General features: G+C 60.3%; 16 protein-coding genes. 2 read left to right on the top strand and 14 right to left on the bottom strand.

Going from position 1 to position 19620, the window contains the following annotated elements; genetic code table 11:
- Positions 1–3: 3 nt before the first annotated feature.
- Genes V6S97_RS13460 through V6S97_RS13415 form a run of 10 tightly spaced genes read right to left on the bottom strand, consistent with a single transcriptional unit; the run spans position 4 to position 10909 of the window.
- On the bottom strand, positions 4–714 hold the full coding sequence (locus tag V6S97_RS13460; RefSeq protein WP_003506768.1) for a ribonuclease activity regulator RraA: 711 nt from the start codon (positions 712–714) through the stop codon (positions 4–6).
- A gap of 34 nt (positions 715–748) precedes the next feature.
- Positions 749–1546, bottom strand: coding sequence for an NAD-dependent epimerase/dehydratase family protein (locus tag V6S97_RS13455; protein WP_112356252.1), 798 nt, complete (start codon positions 1544–1546; stop codon positions 749–751).
- 11 nt (positions 1547–1557) lie between these two features.
- The gene (gene araD / locus V6S97_RS13450; protein ID WP_111817669.1) at positions 1558–3282 is read right to left on the bottom strand and encodes an L-arabinonate dehydratase; all 1725 of its coding nucleotides are present in this window, start codon (positions 3280–3282) and stop codon (positions 1558–1560) included.
- A gap of 37 nt (positions 3283–3319) precedes the next feature.
- Complete coding sequence (locus tag V6S97_RS13445) at positions 3320–4399, bottom strand: ABC transporter ATP-binding protein (protein WP_334427044.1); 1080 nt, start codon at positions 4397–4399, stop codon at positions 3320–3322.
- A 22-nt stretch (positions 4400–4421) separates the two neighbouring features.
- Entirely contained in the window at positions 4422–5465 is a 1044-nt protein-coding gene (locus V6S97_RS13440) for a carbohydrate ABC transporter permease (RefSeq protein ID WP_060724823.1), read from the bottom strand.
- Positions 5458–6426 carry a carbohydrate ABC transporter permease gene (locus V6S97_RS13435; protein WP_003506778.1) on the bottom strand — a complete coding sequence of 323 codons (969 nt, stop codon included), beginning with the start codon at positions 6424–6426 and terminating at the stop codon, positions 5458–5460. Before V6S97_RS13435 ends, V6S97_RS13440 begins: the two co-directional genes overlap by 8 nt.
- Positions 6427–6483: 57 nt before the next feature.
- Positions 6484–7755 (bottom strand): ABC transporter substrate-binding protein, encoded by a 1272-nt coding sequence (locus V6S97_RS13430; RefSeq protein WP_020808679.1) that lies wholly within the window; start codon positions 7753–7755, stop codon positions 6484–6486.
- Between the two features lie 22 nt (positions 7756–7777).
- The gene (locus V6S97_RS13425) at positions 7778–8851 is read right to left on the bottom strand and encodes a Gfo/Idh/MocA family protein (RefSeq protein WP_003506782.1); all 1074 of its coding nucleotides are present in this window, start codon (positions 8849–8851) and stop codon (positions 7778–7780) included.
- A complete protein-coding gene (locus tag V6S97_RS13420) occupies positions 8848–9864 on the bottom strand; it encodes a Gfo/Idh/MocA family protein (protein WP_020808678.1) in 1017 nt (338 codons plus the stop codon). The genes V6S97_RS13425 and V6S97_RS13420 overlap by 4 nt, the downstream gene beginning before the upstream one ends.
- Positions 9857–10909, bottom strand: a complete 1053-nt coding sequence (locus V6S97_RS13415; protein WP_060724826.1) for a Gfo/Idh/MocA family protein — start codon at positions 10907–10909, stop codon at positions 9857–9859. Before V6S97_RS13415 ends, V6S97_RS13420 begins: the two co-directional genes overlap by 8 nt.
- A 103-nt stretch (positions 10910–11012) precedes the next feature.
- On the opposite strand from V6S97_RS13415, the gene V6S97_RS13410 reads away from it, so the two are divergent.
- Positions 11013–11726 carry a GntR family transcriptional regulator gene (locus V6S97_RS13410; protein ID WP_020808676.1) on the top strand — a complete coding sequence of 238 codons (714 nt, stop codon included), beginning with the start codon at positions 11013–11015 and terminating at the stop codon, positions 11724–11726.
- A gap of 33 nt (positions 11727–11759) precedes the next feature.
- Positions 11760–12680 carry an SMP-30/gluconolactonase/LRE family protein gene (locus tag V6S97_RS13405; protein WP_162691880.1) on the top strand — a complete coding sequence of 307 codons (921 nt, stop codon included), beginning with the start codon at positions 11760–11762 and terminating at the stop codon, positions 12678–12680.
- Between the two features lie 24 nt (positions 12681–12704).
- Here the strand turns inward: V6S97_RS13405 and V6S97_RS13400 are convergent, their stop codons facing one another.
- The 4 genes from V6S97_RS13400 to V6S97_RS13385 form a co-directional block, all read right to left on the bottom strand.
- On the bottom strand, positions 12705–14018 hold the full coding sequence (locus V6S97_RS13400) for an HlyD family type I secretion periplasmic adaptor subunit (protein ID WP_003506792.1): 1314 nt from the start codon (positions 14016–14018) through the stop codon (positions 12705–12707).
- Positions 14005–15852: a type I secretion system permease/ATPase gene (locus tag V6S97_RS13395; protein WP_112356249.1), complete on the bottom strand. Its 1848-nt coding sequence runs from the start codon at positions 15850–15852 to the stop codon at positions 14005–14007. The genes V6S97_RS13400 and V6S97_RS13395 overlap by 14 nt, the downstream gene beginning before the upstream one ends.
- Before the next feature lie 14 nt (positions 15853–15866).
- On the bottom strand, positions 15867–16622 hold the full coding sequence (locus V6S97_RS13390) for a hypothetical protein (RefSeq protein WP_003506796.1): 756 nt from the start codon (positions 16620–16622) through the stop codon (positions 15867–15869).
- Between the two features lie 103 nt (positions 16623–16725).
- Complete coding sequence (locus tag V6S97_RS13385) at positions 16726–19497, bottom strand: TonB-dependent receptor (protein ID WP_111817662.1); 2772 nt, start codon at positions 19495–19497, stop codon at positions 16726–16728.
- Positions 19498–19620: the final 123 nt, after the last annotated feature.

The raw sequence follows: 19620 nt of genomic DNA, 5'->3' as shown, positions 1-19620 counted from the left end.
GGTTCAGCGGTTGTTCTTCTTGCGCCATTCGGCAAAAGCCGTCTGGTGTTCTTCCTTGGTGCAGGGGTAAAGCCCGATGATCGTCTGGCCGGCCTTGACCTGCTCCACCACGAAATCTTCGTAAGCCGTCATTTCCACCGCCTCGGTCGCAACTTCGTCGGCAATGCCGGCGGGGATGACGATGACGCAATCCGCGTCACCAACGATGATGTCGCCGGGAAAGACCGGCGCATCGCCGCAGCCGATCGGGCCGTTGATTTCGATCGCCTCGTGTTTGGTCAGGTTGGTGGGGCTGGAAGGACGGGTGTGGTAAGCCGGAATATCCAGCTCGGCAATGGTGGCCGCATCACGGAAACCGCCATCGGAAACGATGCCCGCACCGCCGCGAACCATCAGGCGGGTCACCAGAATATCGCCGGCCGAGGCGGCGCTGGCATCCTTGCGGCTGTCCATGACAAGCACGTGGCCCGGCGGGCAGGTTTCGATGGCGACGCGCTGCGGATGGGCGGGATTGCGGAATTCGACGAGCTGGTTACGGTCTTCGCGGGCCGGCATGTAGCGCAGGGTAAAGGCCGGGCCGACCATGTTCTTGCCCTTGTAGCCCAGCGGGCGCACGCCCTGGATGACCTGGTTGCGCAGGCCGCGCTTGTAAAGCGCCGTCGCCAGGGTAGCGACGGAAATCGTCATCAGTTTTTCGCGCGTTTCATTGTTCATGTCTGTCTCCTCGCAATGGGCGGATAGATGTGTTTCAAGTTCTGTGAATGGGCTCGTCTATGAAGACGCCGCCCTGATATTTTGCGATCGCAGCCTCGGGATCGGGGCGCGGCACATCACGTTCAATTTCCGCGCGGTAGCGCGCGGCATTATCGCGCCGCTGCCAGCCGAGAAAATCGACATGGGAATTATCCCACCAGCTGTCATCATTGGCGGAAACGCCCCAGATGACCGGGCATCCAAGCTTCGGCACGCAGAAGGTGGCCTCGATCAGCGAAACGAAGTCGCCGTAGCTCAGCCAGGTCGACAGCATCCGCCAGTTGGAGGGCTTTTCTTCGCAAGAGCCAATCCGGACGATAGCAGTCTCCTGGCCGAATTTGGAATGGTAGAGGCTCGCCATCGCCTCGCCGAAAATCTTCGAGACGCCGTAGAGACCATCAGGCAGAAAGGGCGTGTCGGGAGCAAGCTGTTTGCCCTGCGGGTAATAACCGATCGCGTGATTGCTGGAGGCGAAAAGAATGCGCGGCATGCCGTTAAGCCTCGCCGCCTCGTAGAGATTGTAGACCCCGCGCAAATTGGCAGACTCAATCGGGTCGAAGGCCCTCTCGACGGAAACTCCGCCGAGATGAACGATGCCGTCGCAGCCCCTCACGAGATCATGGACCGCCTGCTCGTCCTCAAGCGCGCAACGAACGAGCTCTTCGTGAGATGCTGGTGAACCGAGATCAACGACGTCAGAAAGACGAATGATTTCGGCGACATGGCCAAGCCGCCCGCGCAGTATGCTGCCCAGCTTGCCGCCGGCACCGGTGATGAGCAATCGCTTCAACATGATGGTGCCCCTTAGAAAATATCGGGCTCGCCGGCGGTGCGGCCGAAATCCGTCTGCAGGAAGTCGAAATCGCAACCTTGATCGGCCTGCGTGACGTGCTTTGAGAAGAGATAACCATAACCGCGCTCATAACGCGGCGCAGGTGCCTGCCAGGCGGCACGGCGGCTGGCGATCTCCTCTTCGCTGACCAGCATGTCGAGGCGTCGCTGCGGCAGGTCGAGGCGCACGATATCGCCTGTTTTCAGGAGCGCGAGCGGGCCGCCGACGAAGCTTTCCGGCGCGACATGCAGCACGCAGGCGCCATAGGACGTGCCGGACATGCGGGCATCGGAAATGCGTACCATGTCGCGGTGGCCCTTCTTGATCAACGCCTTCGGGATGGGCAGCATACCCCATTCGGGAAAGCCGGGACCGCCGAGCGGACCGGCATTGCGCAGCACCAGAACATGATCCGGCGTGATATCAAGGTTCTCGTCGTCGATCGCCTTCTTCATCTCCGGATAGCTGTCGAAGACCAGCGCCGGGCCTTCGTGCAGATGATATTTCGGATCGCAGGCAGCGGGCTTGATGACGGCGCCGTCAGGGCAAAGATTGCCGCGCAACACCGCAAGCGAGCCTTCCGCATAAACCGGATTGTCGAGCGAGCGAATGACGTCGTCGTTGTAGACCTTCGCGCCTTCGAGATTTTCACCCATGCTGCGGCCGGTCACGGTCAGCGCCGAACAGTCGAGACGGCTTTCCAGCTGCTTCATCAGCGCGCGCAGACCGCCGGCATAATAAAAATCCTCCATCAGATAGTCTTTGCCGGAGGGGCGGACATTGGCGATGAGCGGCGTGACCCGGCCAAGTTCGTCCAGCTCGTCCAGCGTCATCGGCACGCCGGCGCGGCGCGCCATGGCGATCAGATGCACGACGGCATTGGTGGAGCAACCGGTCGCCATGGCGACGATGGCGGCATTGCGAAACGCCGTCGCGGTCAGAATACGGTCCGGCGTCAGCTCCTCGCCCACCATCTCCACGATACGTCGGCCACAACCTGCCGACATGCGCTGGTGTTCGGCATCTACCGCCGGAATGGAGGAAGCTCCCGGCAGGGTGAGGCCAAGCGCATCGGTGATGGCGGTCATGGTCGAAGCGGTGCCCATGGTCATGCAGACACCGGCGGAGCGGGCGATGCCACCCTGCACGCCCCGCCATTCCTCATCCGTAACATTGCCGGCACGCCGCTCGTCCCAATATTTCCAGGCGTCCGAACCGGAACCGAGCACCTTGCCGGCATAATTGCCGCGCAACATCGGGCCTGCAGGCAGATAGATCATCGGCACGCCGGCCGAAATCGCGCCCATGACGAGGCCGGGTGTCGTCTTGTCGCAACCGCCCATCAGCACCACGCCGTCAAGCGGATGCGAGCGGATCATTTCTTCCGTCTCCATCGCCAGCATGTTGCGGTAAAGCATCGATGTCGGCTTGGTGAAGCTCTCATCGACGGAGAGCGATGGCATTTCGACGGGGAAGCCGCCCGCTTGCAGGACACCACGCTTCACATCCTTCACCCGCTCTGGGAAATGCGAATGACAGGTGTTGAGCTCCGACCATGTGTTCAGGATGCCGATGACGGGTTTGCCGACGAAATCCTCCTCCGCATAACCAAGCTGCATCATGCGCGAGCGGTGGCCGAAGCTGCGCAGGTCGTCGGGTGCGAACCAGCGGTCGGAACGGAGTTTTTTATCGGTCATGTCAATGGTCCTGCGTTGCGGGTTGCGCCTGGAGCTGTCAGTCCTGCCGGAGCGTCAGCCCGCTCGTCGTATCGAAAAGATGGATGTGTTCCAGCGGCGCCGACAGACGGATGACTTCGTCAGCCGATGTCGAGGTCTGACCGGAAAGATGCAGCGTCACCCGGGTGCCATCACCGAGAGTGCCGTAAAGATAGGACTCGCCGCCCAGCTGCTCGGCGGTGCGCACAGACATGGTCAGTGCGCCTTCGCCACCCGCCTGCACATGGTTCGGACGGACACCGAGCGTCACTTTCTGACTGGGCTTGTAGGCAAAACCGGTCTGCGGCAGAGGGATCAGTTCGCCGGTGGCGATCTTCAGGGACGGCGTTGCATCCGAAGTCACTTCGCCGGCAAAGAAGTTCATCTTCGGCGAGCCGATGAAGCCCGCCACGAAGAGATTGGCCGGGCGGTTATAGAGATCGAGCGGCACGCCGAACTGTTCGAGCTTGCCGGCGCGCAGAACGGCGATCTTGTCGGCCATGGTCATGGCTTCCACCTGATCATGCGTCACATAGATCATGGTATTACCGAGACGCCGGTGCAGGCTGGAAATCTCGCCGCGCATGTCGACGCGCAGTTCCGCATCGAGGTTGGAAAGCGGCTCATCGAAAAGGAACACGCGCGGTTCGCGCACGACGGCGCGGCCAATGGCGACGCGCTGGCGCTGACCGCCGGACAGATCCTTCGGACGACGCTCCAGAAGCTGGTCGATCTGCAGCATCTTGGCCACCTGGTTGATCTTTTCAGCGATGTCCTTCTTGGGTGTGCCGATATTCTCAAGCCCGAAGGACAGGTTTTCGCGAACCGTCATATGCGGATAAAGGGCGTAGGACTGGAACACCATGGCAAGGCCGCGATCTGCGGCCGGCACCGCGTTGACCACATCGCCGCCGATGACGATATCGCCGCCGCTCAATTCCTCAAGGCCCGAGATCATGCGCAGCAGGGTCGACTTGCCGCAGCCGGAAGGGCCAACGAAAACACAGAATTCGCCGTGCTTGATATCGAGATCGACACCCTTGATCACATCGAGGGCACCATATGTCTTTTTGACCTGACGAAGCTGAATACTTGCCATTGTCGTATTTCCTCCCTGAGGATTATTTGCCGCCCGTCGATGCAATGCCGGTGGCGATGTATTTCTGCAGGAACATGAAGACCAGCGCGATCGGCGCAAGCGTCAGCACCGTCATGGCCAGAAGATTGCTCCATTCCGTCGTCATCTCCCCCTGGAAGGAGTTGAGCGCCAGCTGCAGGGTGAAGTTGTCATTGCGGGTCAGCACGATCAGCGGCCAGAGGAAATCGTTCCAGCGCCACATGATCGCAAGGATCGCCAGAACGGCAAGCGCCGGCGCCGAAAGAGGCAGGATGATGCGCCAGTAGATCTTCCACTCGCTCGCCTTGTCCATGCGGGCGGCATCGAGGATTTCATCCGGGATCGTCAGCATATATTGCCGGAGCAGAAAGACACCGGTCGGGGTGGCGGCACCGGGAATGATGACGCCCCAGAGACTGTTGATCATGCCCAGCTGGCTGGTGATGAGAAACAGCGGCACCAGCACGACGGTCTGCGGGATCATCAGCGTGCCGACAACCAGCGCCAGCACCACGCCCCTGCCCTTGAACTGGTATTTCGAGAGCGCAAAGGCCGCCATGGAATTGACGATTAGCATGATGAGGGTTGACGTCACCGTGATGAAGGTCGAGTTCCAGAAATAGAGCGGAAAATTGAAGCGCTGGAAAAGCTCGGTGTAGTTTTCCGTGGCGAGCGCCACCTTTTCAGCCGGCTTCAGCTCGTTGAACTGCATCTTCAGGACTTCAGTGGGCTTGGCCGGGTCAACCACCTGGGCAACGAGGCCGATGCGCCTGATCATGCCGAACTTGCGGCCATCCTTGTCGACATAGGCCGGCAGCGGCGCTGCCTGCCCGTCCACCACCACGGTCTCCTGCGTATAGGGCAGGAGGCGCGGCGGGAAACGCTGCAGATCGGCTTCCGTCTTGAACGAGGAGAGCACCAGCCAGACGACGGGGCCGAACATCATCAGCACAGCCACGCCGAGATAGGCGTAGGACAGCCAGTCGGTCCAGTGCAGCTTACCGTTGCGGCCGCGGGTGCGGGTCAGAAATGCGCCAATCCTAGCCATCGACCTTGCTCCTGTTTGCCCGGAATTGCAGGGCGGTCAGCACCACGAGCACCACGGCGAGCAGCAGCGAAGCGGCAGCCGCAAGGCCGAAATTGCGGGGCGTCCCGGCAAAGCCGGTCTGATAGATAAACTGAATGATGAAGGTGGTCGCCGAACCCGGGCCGCCACCCGTGAAGGCAAAGACTTCATCGAAGGTCTGCACGCCCTTGATGAGCGACAGGACGAGAACGACGAGCATGGTGGGTGCAAGCAGCGGCAGCGTAATGCGCCGGAAGATGCGCCAAGGGCTTGCCTTGTCGAGCTGCGCCGCCTCATAGACATCGCGCGGGATCGCCTGCAGGCCGGCCAGAAGAATGAGCGTGTAGAAGCCCATATGCGCCCAGACTGAGAGGAAGACCGACCAGCCGAAGGCAAGATTGGCTTCGAGCAACCAGTCGACCGAACCGAGGCCGAGGCCCTCCATCGCGGCGTTGAGAACGCCGAAACGCTGGAGAATCCACTTCCAGATCAAGGCCACAACGACGGGCGACAACAGCACGGGGAAGAAGAAGACGGCACGGAAGAACCCCCGCGCCCGGATATCGCGGTTGAGCACGATGGCCGTGATCAGCGAAAAGCCGACCATGAAACCCACCTGCAGCACCACGAAGAAAACCGTGTTCCAAACGGAGCGCCAGAACAGGTCACGCTCACAGGAATTGGGGTCGAGGTAGTTCTGACAGGAAAGAAGGACTGAGAAATTTTCGCCGCCCACGGCAGGGCGTTCGGAAAGCAATATGTGTTCGCTGCCGGTCACGGAATAGGCCATGTTCAGCACGATCGGCAGAAAGGCGAAGACCGCGAACAGGATCAGATTGGGTGTGAGAAACACCCACGCGATCCGCCGATGGCCGAGAACCTTCTGCAGGAAGGCAAAGGGCAGTTCGACGATGCCCATCACGGGCGCAAGAAATTTATACATGAGGGTCCTCCTTCGATCCGGCGCGGCGCGGAATGCACCGCGCCGGAAGGCGATGGATCACTTTGCCTGTTTCAACGCTTCCTCGAGGTCCGTCTTCGCGCGGGCCATGGCCTCATCAACGGTGCTTTCACCGACGATGGCCTGCGTGATGCGCTGGACGGAGATGTTGAACATGGCGCGATTGTTCTTGTAACCCTGATAGGTGTAGGCAATCGGGCTGAGGCCGGGGATCTGGTCCAGCCAGGCGTTCATGGCCTTCTGCGTCGCAGGCGTCGCACCGGTATAGGTCACGCCCTTGTCGGCCACGGCCTTGTGGGCCGGAACGTTGCGGGTGCGAACGGTGAAGTCGAGATAATTCTCGTCCTGAGCGAGGAAGTTCAGGATGTCGGCAACGATTTTCGGGTTCTTGGTCTGCTTGAAGCCGACAACACCGGTACCACCAGGCATGCCGGTGCAGGCAGCGCCACCACAGGGCTGCGGCACGACTTCCCAGTCAAACGCATCGCCGACCTGGCTGTCGAAACGCGCGGTCTGCCAGCTGCCGGAATAATAATAGACCAGCTGGCCGTTGATGAATTCCTGCGCGGCGTCACGATAGGTGTTACCGCCCTGTCCGGCCCAGACGTCGCGCGCCATGGTGCCGTCCTTGTTCCATTCAACGAATTTCTTCACGAAGGTCGTGAAGCCTTCATCGACGAGAATGGGCTTACCATCGGCGTCGAAAATCTTTGCGCCATAGGAAATGGCCGGACCGGCAATGCGGTGGCCGGAACGGTCGATGGCCATCGGATAGGGCGTACCGGTTGCCTTGGCGACGGCACTAGCAGCCTTCGCCCAATCGTCCAGCGTTGCATCCTTGCCGGGTACGGCCACATTGGCCTGATCGAACAGGGTGCGGTTGATGAAAGCGCCGGTGATGGTGAGCTGGGTGTGCATGCCGTAGATGCCCTTGTCGTCAGGGCCGCTGCGGTACCATTTCAGCACGTTCGAGAAATTGTCTTCCCAATATTTCGCGTCCACATAGGGCGTGAGATCGAGATAATAGCGGTTGAGACCGCCAAGGTCGGTTACGGTTGCGAAATCCGGGCCGCTGCCACCGGCGAGTTGCACGGGCAGGCCTTCCAGAAGCGCCTTGTAAGGCACGACGTCAGTGACGATCTTGACGTCCGTATGCTGCTTTTCGTAACGGGCGAGAATGTCCTTGAGGATCTCACAGCCGTTTCCGTCATAAGCGCAGGTGAAGCGCACTTCCTGCGCCGCCTGGGCGGCGCCAGCAAAGGACGCTGCGCCAATGGCGAGCGCCAGTGCCATGCTGTATTTTCTGGTCATCTGGTTTCCTCCCTTTAGATGATTATGCGTTGGCGGATGCGCGCGGTGCCCAGCCCTTGATCCACTCGCCTTCAGCGGCGTCGGACAGGCGAACCGGCTTTCCTTCCCTGACCGAGCGATAGATGGCGGTGACGAGTTCGATGGACTGCAAGCCGTCATGAACCGTCACTTCCTTGCCGCCGCGTCCTTCCATCGCGTCGGCAATGGCTTCGACAAAACCGGCAAAGCCGTTTTCGCCATCGGCCACCGTTGCCAGAACGGCGTCGATCTGATCCTGCGTCGTCGGTGCACGGGCGATGAAACGCCATGTGTCTTCAGCCGGGCGGTAGGGCAGCGTGCCGCTCTCGGCAGTGAACCCTTCAAAGCAGAAGCGCAGACGCGAGGTATCTTCGGCCGCACCGAGCGTGACCGAGCTCGTCGCCAGCGCACCGCTTTTCATGCGGAAGCTGAGCGCCGCGCAATCTTCGGTTTCGATCTTGTTGACGCGCGTGTCGGCCATGGCGAAAACTTCGTCGACCGGGCCGAGAACGTGGCAGAGAAGATCATGGGCGTGAATGGCGTGGCCGAGGATCGCGCCGCCGCACTCGCCCTTCCACGTACCGCGCCACGGAATGTCGTAATAGCTGGCGCCCCGGTTCCAATGGACTTCCGAGCTTGCGACAAAGGCCTTGCCCGCAAGACCGGCATCGATCAGCGCGCGCAGCTGCCGCATGGCGTGTCCGAAACGGTACTGGAAGACCGGAAACACACCGCGACCGGTCTTCTTGACGGAGTCGATCAGCGCGTTGGCCTCTTCCAGCGAGCGGACCAGCGGCTTTTCGCAGACCACATCCTTGCCCGCAGCATGCGCCTTCAGCGTGACAGGGAAATGCAGGTGCGGCGGCAGGCAGACGTCGATGAGCTGGATGCTCTCGTCGGCCAGAACCTCATCGAGATCGGTGGTCAGACGAATGGAGGTATCATCCCCGGCGACAGAGCGGGCGCGCTCCAGATCGAGATCGCAGATCGCCTTGACGACAAAGCGTTTGGGCAGTGCGCGATAGCCGCTCAGATGCTGGGCGCCGATGCCGGCGCCAATGATGGCAACACCGATCATTTCGAGACTCCCTCAGCCTTGGCCTGTGCCTGAAGCGAGAGGTCGCAGACCTTGAAGACGTGTTCCTGCGTCATTGCCGTTTCCGTGCGGTTGCGGATATCGTCGCAGATACGGGCGAAATAGGGCAAACCAGCATCGGAAGCATCAATATACTCGCAGCGGTCGCCATTCACGAGAACGAGGCGGTCGGTGCCTTCCGTATTGCCGACATCGACATATTTGCGCAGCTCGATGTAACCCTCGGTGCCGAGGATCGTCAGGCGGCCGTCACCCCAGGTCGGCAGCGCATCGGGCGTGTACCAGTCGACGCGGATATAACCGTGGCCCTTGTCACCGCGCAGCACGACTTCGCCGAAATCCTGCAGGCCCGGATCATCAGGGTTGGCATAATTGGCAACGGTGGCAGCCACGATCTCCACTTCGGTCGAGCCGGTGAAGAACATGAACTGGTCGATCTGATGGCTGGCGATATCGGTGATGATGCCGCCGTAAGCTTCACGCTCGAAGAACCACTTCGGACGGATCTGGCGGTTCAGACGATGCGGGCCGAGGCCGACAGTCTGAATGACGCGGCCGATGGCGCCCTGCGCGACGAGTTCAGCCGCCTTGGTCACGCTCGGAACTTCAAAACGCTCGGAGAAATCGACGGTCCAGATGCGTTTGGTCTTGGCCACGGTCTGGCGAAGGCGATCGAGCTGTTCGAAGGTGGTGCAGCCTGGCTTGTCGGACATGACATCCTTGCCGGCTTCCATGGCGGCGATGGCGAGGTCGGCACGCTTGGAGGGGATATCGGCAATCACCACGAGGTCGATGGTGCCATCCGCAAGCAGGGCTTCCTTCGATGCCGCACGCGGCACATTCGGGAAGCGTTTGACGAAACCTTCCACGACATCGGGTTCGCCTTCGGTCCACCAGCCGGCAAATTCCGCGCCAGCGTCCAGCAGATTCTGGGCCATGCCGAAAATATGCCGGTGCTCTATGCCAAGAGCGACGAACTTGATTGCTTTAGTCATCCTGCAGTTCCACTTCCTTGCCGGTGTCGGCCGAGTTGATGATCGCGTCGATCAATCTGTGAGACAAAAGAGCCGCGTCACCGGTGACGACCGGCGGGCGTCCTGAAGAGATGGCGTCTGCGAAATCCTCGAAGACGCCCTGATGCCATTCATGCGTGAAAGCCATGGGATCGGCGCCGCCGCCCGTGCCGGCGGCCGCGCCGCCGAAAGTCTCGTGCCGGCCATCACGCCAGTCGACATGCAACAGGCCGGAGGCGAGCCGCATACTGGCATTGTCGAAATGCAGGAGGATCGATTCCGCAGCACCGGGGAAACTTGCGGTGCTTGCGACGAGCGAACCGACAGCGCCGTTCTTGAAGCGCAGACCGGCAGAAACGTAATCTTCGGTTTCCATGCGATGGAAACGCGTTGTCGCCGCCATGGCCTGAACACGGGCGACCGGCCCCGTGAGGCTCAATGCCAGATCGATCGTATGAATTGCCTGGGAGATCAGAACGCCGCCGCCATCGCGCGCCAGGGTGCCGCGGCCCGGTTCATCATAATAGGATTGCGCACGCCACCACGGCACAGAAATTTCGCAGAGCCCCAGCGCTCCGAGCGTGCCGCCATCGACAAGCTCACGGGCTTTCTGCGATGCAGCCCGCATGCGGTGCTGGAAGATGATGCCGAGTGTGACGCCAGCGTCACGACAGAGAGCCACAAGACCATTGGCTTCCTGCGTATTCCGGGCGACGGGCTTTTCCATCAGGATGTGTTTGCCCGCTTTCGCGAGCTGTCCGACGATATCGATGCGGGCATTCGGTGGCGTCGCGATGATGGCGAAATCGACATCCGCATCGCGCGCCGCTTCCTCGACAGAGGAATAAACGACGACATCGTATCCGGTGTGTTTCGACGCTTCCGTGGCCAGCGCCCTGGCGCGGCCGGAACCACCATCAACGATTCCCTTCAGGCGAATTTTCTCTGGGCTTGCCGCACAGGCAAGCACATGCGTCTTCGCTACCATTCCGGCACCGACGATGACGCAGGTCTTGATATTTTGCATTTCGGGAGCCTCCTTCCCAATGCGCAATCATTTGCATACCGGTATGCCGGTTGTCAACACACTTGTGTTCCGGTATACCGGTTATGAAAACGCTGGAGGGTATATGCCGAAAATTCCCGTAACAGGTGGCACCGTGCCGACGATGGAACGACTGGACCTTCACCGTCCGGTCGTTGACCAGATCTATTCCGCGCTGAAATCGGCTATCCTTTCGCGGGAGCTTTTTCCCGGCCAGGCGGTTTCGGAAAACGAAATCGGGCAATCCTTCAGTTCCAGCCGAACGCCGGTGCGCGAAGCGCTGAGCCGCCTGCGGGATGACGGCCTGATCGTCACCCTGCCAAGCCGCGGGACCTATGTTTCGAGGTTATCGGAAAAGAACATTCGCAGCGCGCAATTCATCCGCGAGGCCTTGGAGGTTGCAGCGGTTAGCAGGCTGTGTCAGATCGGCCTGACGGCGGAAGCCGAGCTGGAGATCGAACACGCCCTGAATGGCCAGCGTGCAGCGATGCGCCGCGGAGACAGAAAGGCTTTCCGCGTACATGACGACCAGTTCCACAGCGCGCTTGCCGCTGCAACGGGTCTCGAGAGACTGGAAACGCTGTTGATCCGCGAAAAGGCGGGGCTGGATCGCCTGCGTGCACTCGCCATCACCGACGAAGCGCATATGGCACGCCTGCTCTCCGAACACGAGGCGGTTTACGACGCGATCAAGGCCGGGGACGAAGCCCGTGCGGCCGACGATTTGCGCAAGCACTTAAGACGTGTCCTCGGCATTCTTTCGCAGGTTTTCGAGAACCATCAGGACTATTTCGAATAATTCTGCGGCATCTTTCTCAACGGTTCGAGCATCATGAATACGGCAAATCCCGGAAAAACGCTTGCCATGTCGCAGGCGAAACTTCTTTGCGACACGATGAGCACACTTGCGGAATCCCCTGTTTGGGACGAGCGGCGACAGGTGCTTTTCTGGTGTGACATCCTCGGCAGAACGGTGCGGTCTGCAGCGCTTAAGCCGGGCTTCTATCGCGAATGGTCGTTCCCGCACACGGTATCGAGCCTCGGGCTTTGTCAGAACGGCGATCTTATCGTCGCCTACGGCATGGATATTATCATCCTCGATCCGGATAGCGGCAAAACGCGCCTCCTCCACCCCGTTCCGGCACCGGAAGGCATCCCCTGCCGGCTGAACGACGGACGGGTCGGGCCTGACGGCGCTTTCTGGGTGGGAACCATGCACAATGTGCCGCTCCCGGACATGGAGCCATATGGCGAACTTTGGCGGATCACCGAAAAGAACACCGAGCGCATGCAGACCGGGCTGACATGCCCCAATGGGCTCGCCTTCTCCCAGGACGGATCGATCATGTGGCAGAGCGATTCCGTCCAGAAATGGATACGACGGCGAAAATTCGACAGCAGGAACGGCAGGTTCGATGAAGGCGTGCTGGTGGCCCAGATGACGGAAGAGACAGGAAGACCCGATGGCGGCTGTCTCGATAACAACGGCACTTATTACAGCGCAGGCGTTTCCGCCGGTCTGCTGAACGTTTTCACGCCCGACGGCAAGCAGGCGGAGGTCATCGCGGCCCCTGTCCCGCACCCCACCATGCCTTGCTTCGGAGGGCCCGATTTCAATATCCTGTTCCTGACATCACACCGCCACAACATGTCCGAGGACCGGCTGAACAAAGCACCATTTTCGGGCGGCGTCTGGGCGATCCCGACACAGACAAAAGGGTTCGCCGGCTTCCGTTTTGGCGACGATGGATAAAGCCCGGAAGCCGGGTTCGGCCTCCTATTCCTCCCGGAAGGCGCGGCTGATCTGGTCCGTCAGCGGCTTGGCGATATAGGACAGCGCCGTCCTTTCGCTGGTCTGAATGAAGGCCTCGGCCGGCATGCCCGGCACCAGCGGCGCATTGTTCAGCTTCTGCCGCTCGGAGACCGGCACGGAAATTCGTGCCAGATAATAGGAGAGGCCGCTACGCTGATCGGTGGTGATGTCAGCCGCAATGCGGCTGACATGGCCTTCCAGTTCCGGCGTGACCCGCTGGTTGAAGGCAGTCATGCGCAACATCGCCTTTTGCCCCACCTGCAGCTGATCAATATCCTTCGGAACGATCTGCACCTCCAGCGCCAGCTCATCGCCATCAGGGACGATGAGCATGATCGGATCGGCCGGGGTCACCACGCCGCCCACGGTATGCACGGCCATTTCATGCACCATGCCGGATTGCGGCGCGACGATATCGATGCGCTTCAGCTGATCTTCGGCGGCGACCTTGCGCTCGACGAATTCCCCCATCTGGGCCTGTATCTCGCGCAGTTCCCGACCGACCTCGGTTCGTAATTCCTGATCGATCTGCAGGATTTGCAGCCTGGTTTCGGTGATGCGCCCCGCCGTCTGCGCCTGATAGGCGATTTTTTCGCCGCGCTCACCGCCGAATGTCGCGGCCTGTGTCTGCAGGCTGTTCAGCCGCTGCACGGACACGACACCCTGTTCGCGCAGGGATTTCTGCGAGGTAATTTCCGCCTCCAGCACGGCGAGGCCGTTATCATAGGCGACTTCCTGCGCCTTCAGCCCTTCGATCTCATGTTCGAACTGGGTGATGCGTTCCGAAAGCTGCGCTTTCCGCCCTTCGCGGTAAGATTTGCGGAATTCGAACAACTTGGTTTCACTGCGCATGGCGGAGGCGACATCGGGATCGTCCTTTCGCACGATGAGAGTCTGCGGAAAGACGAGTTCCGGCAGATCGTCACGCTCGGCCTCCAGCCTTGCCATCCTCGCATTCAACTCATCCAGACGTTTGGTGACGATGGCGAGATTGGCGCGGGTCTGGGTCGCGTCGAGGCGCATGACCACATCGCCGGCCTTCACCCTGTCGCCCTCGTTCACCAGAATTTCACCGACGACACCGCCGCTCGGGTGCTGCACCTTCTTGCTGTAGGAATCCACCACCAGATGGCCGGAGGCAACCACCGCGCCGGCAAGATTGGTCGTCGCGGCCCACCCGCCGACACCACCCAGCAGCACAACGCCAGTGGCAAGACCGGCAAGAAGATGTTTGCGGATGGAGTGGGACACATGGCTGCGCTGATCAATGTTTGACATCCGCATCTCCTTCCTGGCTGCTTTCTTCACGGACCTCTTCCAACACAGCAACCTGAGGCTGGGTATTGGCGACGACGCGCAGCGGCGAGACCGTCTGGGCGGATGCGGTAAATCCCTTGGCTGTCTGCGCCTGCGGAGCGCGCAGCACCTTCGACAACACCTCGTCGCGCGGGCCGAAGGCCTTCATCCGTCCCTCTTCCATCATCAGAATGAAATCGACGGCACCGATGGCGCTCGGCCGGTGGGCGACGACGACGGTAATACCGCCCCGCGCCTTGACCGAAGAAATCGACTTCACCACGGCGGCTTCGCCTTCCGCGTCGAGATTGGCGTTCGGCTCGTCCAGCACGACGATGAAGGGATCACCATAAAGAGCCCGGGCAAGACCGATGCGCTGGCGCTGCCCGGCGGAAAGCGCCGAACCCGCCTCGCCGATATCGCTGTCATAACCCTTTTCGAAACGCAGGATCAGCTCATGCGCGCCGGCAGCCCTGGCCGCCGCGATGATGGCCTCGGGATCGGGATTATCCTCGAAACGGGAGATATTTTCACCGATCGTGCCGTCGAACAGTTCAACGCCCTGCGGCAGATAACCGATATGGCGGCCGAGCGCCTCCCGGTCCCACTGATCGAAACTTGCGCCGTCCAGTCGTACCTTGCCGGCAGCCGGCATCCACGCGCCGGCGAGAATGCGCGAAAGCGTGGATTTACCCGAGCCGGAGGGGCCGATAACGCCGAGCGCGTTTCCAGCGCTCACGACAAAACCGAGACCGGTGACCGTCGGCTTTCTCTCTCCTGGCGGAACGATGGTGACGTTTTCGACCCGCAATTCCTTTTCAGGCTTCGGCAGCGCCATGGCGACGGCATTGGCTGGCATCTGCGCGAAAAGCTCCCTCAGCCGCGCCCAGCTCTGGCGGGCGGCCACGAAGGACTTCCAGTTGGAGATGGCAAGATCAACCGGCGCCAAGGCCCGACCCATCATGATCGAACTGGCGATCATCACGCCGCCGGACGCTTCCTGGTTGATGACAAGCCATGCCCCAACCGCAAGAATGCCCGATTGCAGCACCACACGCAGGGATTTTGCAATATTACCGAGACCGCCGGCCACATCACCCGCCTTGCGGTTGGCGGCGAGATAGGCCTCGTTGGAATTCTGCCAGCGTTTGCCAAGCCGACCACCCAGCCCCATGGCCTGCACGACTTCGGCGTTACGACGCGAGGCCTCCAGCTGCCGGTTGCGGGCCATGTTTTCCACCATGGTGTCGCGGATCGGCTTCTGCGAGAAAATATTGGTAAGGATCGTAAGGGAGACGAGCAGTATCGCGCCGGCAAGGGCCGTAACGCCGATCCAGAAATGAAACAGAAAACATATGCCGAGATAAAGCGGCATCCACGGCAGATCAAAAAACGCCGTCGGCCCCGTGCCGGATAGAAAACCACGCACATTGTCGAGATCGCGCAACGGCTGCAGACCATCGCCCGGCATGCGATTGACGAGCGGCAGGCGCACCACCGCATCATGCACCCTGCCGGAGTGGCGCATATCGAAGTCTTCGCCGATACGGATCAGGACACGCGCGCGGATGATATCAAGCAGGCATTGAAAGCCATAAAGGCCAAGTGCGAGAAGAGCGAGCCCGACCAGTGTCGGCAGGCTACCGCTTGCCAGCACCCTGTCATAGACCTGCAGCATGAAGAGCGGCGACGTCAGCGCGAGTATGTTGACCACGCCACTGACGAGCGCGACGCCGAGAAACGTGCTTTTAAGGGGCGAAACAACCGCCGCAGTGAGGGACTGCGGCGGCGTCTGCTGGTGGTTTTGAAAGCCCACAGCCTGTTTTTCCTTTACGCGGCAAGCGCCGATGCGTTGGCAAAAATGAAGTCCGATGCATCGAGCACATTTGCATCAACGCCATTCAGCGTGATGGAGACGGAAGTGTCTGCTGCAGAAAGGATAACGGCATTTCCGTTATCATTATACCACAACAAATCGTCCACCGAAGTTGCGCCCCAGGCGGAAACATCGAGCGTATCCGTGCCATCCTGATAGCCGTAGGTTCCGGTTGGGCCGGCCTGCACGACATCATTACCGCCGGAGAATACGAAGGTATCCGCGCCGGCAAAGCCGGTCAGGGTGTTGGAGGCAGCCGTGTCCTCGATCACCGTGCCGGTGGCGGCAAAATAATCATAGAATCCAGCCAGCGAACCGAAGCGGGCAAGCTGGTAAACCGCGAGATCGAGAAGATCGCGCGCGCCGGCGAGCGAGTAGGCGCTGTCGGGATCGATCAGCAGTTCCTGCTGGCTGACGGCGATGCCGCTGGTGGACTGGCTGTAGCCGGTGCCGAGAACGATGCTGTCGACCGAACCTGTCAGGTTGCCCTGGGAGTACTGCAGAGCGCCGCTCATGACGATGCCCTTGCCGCCGGAGCTGCCATCGCCCCACGCCTCATAGGTCGTGTTCGGATCGATGGTGGTGGTGGCGAGAGAGCTGGTCTGAGCGTCGTAGAACGCACCATAGGTCGAACCGAAACCGCTCGTCCAACCGTTGAGGTAACCGATCAGGTCGGAGGAAGACTGCGTCAGTTGAATTGTGGTAGCCATAGGTGTACTCCTTTGCTGGCCAATAGAGGTACCTTCGTCCTGTAGCGAAGGCGTTTCATCTCCGGGACGGGCTGCAACCCAGCCCGGAGAATTCTTTCGCATTTCAGAACTTCACGTTCATCGTCGCGATAAAGGTGCGGCCCGGCGCCGTGTAGGCGCTGGCTGCCGGGATATATTTGCGGTCCGTCAGGTTGTTGACGGCGAAGCGAAGCGTGGCTTTGTCGTTGAAGGCATAGGAACCGTAGAGATCCACCGTCGTGTAGGGATCGGTCACCTCACGCAGATTGCCCTCCGTATCGAGCGTGCGCGACTGCGTCGGCGTGACGTGGTTGAGCCTTGCGCCCAGCGAGAATTTCTCATCGAAGAAACGCATGCCGCCATCGAGCGTCAGCTTCACCTTGGGCGCGACATCGCCGGGCCAGGCGACGATCTCACCCGTTGTCGTGGTCGTGCTGTTGGAGAAAACCTGTGTCTTTTCAGGCCATTCCGTCTTCAGAAACGTCGCCGAGCCGCCGATCCAGAAACTGCGGGCATCGTAATTGCCCTCAAATTCAAGCCCGCGCATATAGGTCGTGCCATCAAGATTGACGAAGCTGGTATAAGTGCGGTCGAGGACCTGATCCGTGACGAGATAACCGAGAGCGATGTAGTCCTTCACCTCCCGGCGAAAGGCGGCCATTTTGATGCGGATGGAATCGTCGTCCAGCAACACGCCGTCGAAACTCATATTCGCACCGATTTCATAGGTCGTCGCTTTTTCGGCGCGCAGGGCCTGGTTCGGCGCATATTCGTATCCGGCGCTATCGCCCGGACGCGCACCGGCGAAAAAAGCCTCGAGAATTGTCGGCGGACGCAGGCTTTGGGAATAGCTCACATAGGGGCGGAACCAGTCGACAGGTTTCAGTTCAATTGTGGCGGATGGCAGCCAGGCGCTGTAGGTGCGATCGATATCGACATTGTGCGCGGGATATTCTGTGACGGGTGTATTGGTGGTTATACCTGTTCCGGGCATGCAGTTGGCTGACGTGCGCGGCCAGACGCTAGCGAGAAAAACGTTATATCGCGAGGCCCACGACGGAGGATTGGCGGGACGAAAGACCTGATTGAAATAGTCCAGAGGCGTATAATGATTTTTCACCAGATCGCAGGGCACACTCGTCGTGACCGTTGTGTCCTTAACGCTATAGTAGGTCGCCGATCCCTTAAGACGCGACCAGTCGTAACGTACGCCGCCGCTCAAGGTGATCCAATCGGCCGGCTCCAGTTCACCGTTCAAAAACAGGCTGGCGACATCGCGCCGCCCGGCCGGGCTGAATGACGTGTAGCTGCTGGCGAAAGAGGGATTTTTCGCGATTTTGGCGCTTGTCGCAACGGATGTGGCAATATCGCGGAAGGCTTCCGCTCCATAATTCAGGCTGAGCGCGCCCGCCACCGTGTCAAAGCGACTGGTATTTTCCAGACTGCCGCCGAAGCTGCGCAGGCCCATGTCGAGATTCGTCTCTACCGCATAAGTACGCGCCGCCCGCAATTCATGCGTCATATTATCGTTCAGCCACAGCGACGATTTGAAGTCGATGAGCTCGCTCTCCGGGTCCCAGTCCAGCTTCGCAACAACGCTGTCGTTTCGCACGCTTTCCCGGTCAATCACCGTGGACGCGCCCTGAACGAAATCATTCTCCTGATGCATCCAGGAAAGCGAGGCCTTCACGTCGCCGAAGTCGCCTTCACCCTTGAAAAAGGTGGACCAGCCATCGCGGCCGAGCAGGTCTTTCATCGTCAGCGCGGTGCTTCGGGCCTCGCCCTTTGTTCCGATCTTGTATTCATCCATGATCGTGCGGCTGTAGCCGGCGACGAAGGAAAGAGGACCATCCGGCGAGCGGACGGCGCCGAGAACCGAGCCCTGAAAATCATAGCCATTGGTGCCGCGGGAAACATTCACTTCCCCACCCTTGTTCTCACCTGCGGCAATCAGATCATCGGCGCTGACGGTGCGGAACTCGACCTTGCCACCCAGAGAGCCGGCATTGCCTGAGCGCGCATTGGTTATTTTCTCGATTTCGACGGCACGGATGAAAGCAACATCGACATAACCCTGCCCGGCGCTTGCGGTGTAGCTCGTCGCGCCGCCGAAAGCCGCACCACGCTGCGCATTCTGCCGCGCACCATCAATGGAGACGACCACGCGGCCGCTTTCCTGCAAACCGCGCACATTGGGCGAAACGGTTGGGAAACTACCATTGCCTTCGCCGGCATAAACGCCCGAAACCCGGTTGAAAACATCGCGCGTGTTGCGCACGCCGGCCGACTGGATCGCCTCACGGCCAACCACGCTGACGCTGGCAGGCGTTTCATAAACCCAGTCGGGCGTGCCCTGATAACCGGAGCCGGCAATGGAATTACGCCCGGTTTTGCCGGTCACGGTAATGGTTTCGAGAACCGTCGTCCCCTCCGTCCCCGAGAGATCGACGGTCGATTGCCCCGTGCCGATGATGACGGTTCTGCCGTTTCCGGTGATGCGGAAATTGACCCCCGTTCCCGCCAGCAACCGCGACAGCGCATCCCGTACCGTGAAACTGCCAGTGACGGCATTGGTGCGCACATTGCCGGCAGACGGGGTGGCAAGCGTGACCTGAAGGCCGGATTGACGCCCGAAAGCGCCCACGACGGAGGATAGTGACTGGGCGGGAATATTGAATGGCCGCGTTGCCCCCTGCTCACCACCGGGGCGCTGAGAATTTGCGGTGTCAGTCCCGGTCTGAGCAAAAATAGGCGCGGCGAATGAAACGGCGATCGCCGTTGTCGCCAGCAGCACGCCCCTGCGCGCCTGCTTTGCCGCTTTTTCCTCTGAACCGGTCTTGCATGTCTGGAGGCGCATATTGCTTTCGTCTTCCTGTCTTTCGCTCCGGATATATCTTGACCGGATTACTCAACAAAAAGACGATTGCCTCGTCGATTTTTTTCAGACTTTCGGGAGAAATTTTATAAATTACTGAAAATA

This window comes from Agrobacterium sp. CCNWLW155, assembly GCF_036888815.1.
GTDB lineage: Bacteria > Pseudomonadota > Alphaproteobacteria > Rhizobiales > Rhizobiaceae > Agrobacterium > Agrobacterium radiobacter.
This window is presented reverse-complemented; position numbering and strand designations above follow the sequence as displayed.

Bases quoted from the DNA above. Each gene is read 5' to 3' on its own strand.
- V6S97_RS13430 (WP_020808679.1), bottom strand. From the start codon at position 7,755: ATGACCAGAAAATACAGCATGGCACTGGCGCTCGCCATTGGCGCAGCG.
- V6S97_RS13405 (WP_162691880.1), top strand. From the start codon at position 11,760: ATGAATACGGCAAATCCCGGAAAAACGCTTGCCATGTCGCAGGCGAAA.
- V6S97_RS13390 (WP_003506796.1), bottom strand. From the start codon at position 16,622: ATGGCTACCACAATTCAACTGACGCAGTCTTCCTCCGACCTGATCGGT.
- V6S97_RS13410 (WP_020808676.1), top strand. From the start codon at position 11,013: ATGCCGAAAATTCCCGTAACAGGTGGCACCGTGCCGACGATGGAACGA.
- V6S97_RS13400 (WP_003506792.1), bottom strand. From the start codon at position 14,018: ATGTCAAACATTGATCAGCGCAGCCATGTGTCCCACTCCATCCGCAAA.
- V6S97_RS13445 (WP_334427044.1), bottom strand. From the start codon at position 4,399: ATGGCAAGTATTCAGCTTCGTCAGGTCAAAAAGACATATGGTGCCCTC.
- V6S97_RS13435 (WP_003506778.1), bottom strand. From the start codon at position 6,426: ATGTATAAATTTCTTGCGCCCGTGATGGGCATCGTCGAACTGCCCTTT.
- V6S97_RS13385 (WP_111817662.1), bottom strand. From the start codon at position 19,497: ATGCGCCTCCAGACATGCAAGACCGGTTCAGAGGAAAAAGCGGCAAAG.
- V6S97_RS13420 (WP_020808678.1), bottom strand. From the start codon at position 9,864: ATGACTAAAGCAATCAAGTTCGTCGCTCTTGGCATAGAGCACCGGCAT.
- V6S97_RS13440 (WP_060724823.1), bottom strand. From the start codon at position 5,465: ATGGCTAGGATTGGCGCATTTCTGACCCGCACCCGCGGCCGCAACGGT.
- V6S97_RS13460 (WP_003506768.1), bottom strand. From the start codon at position 714: ATGAACAATGAAACGCGCGAAAAACTGATGACGATTTCCGTCGCTACC.
- V6S97_RS13425 (WP_003506782.1), bottom strand. From the start codon at position 8,851: ATGATCGGTGTTGCCATCATTGGCGCCGGCATCGGCGCCCAGCATCTG.
- araD (WP_111817669.1), bottom strand. From the start codon at position 3,282: ATGACCGATAAAAAACTCCGTTCCGACCGCTGGTTCGCACCCGACGAC.
- V6S97_RS13455 (WP_112356252.1), bottom strand. From the start codon at position 1,546: ATGTTGAAGCGATTGCTCATCACCGGTGCCGGCGGCAAGCTGGGCAGC.
- V6S97_RS13415 (WP_060724826.1), bottom strand. From the start codon at position 10,909: ATGCAAAATATCAAGACCTGCGTCATCGTCGGTGCCGGAATGGTAGCG.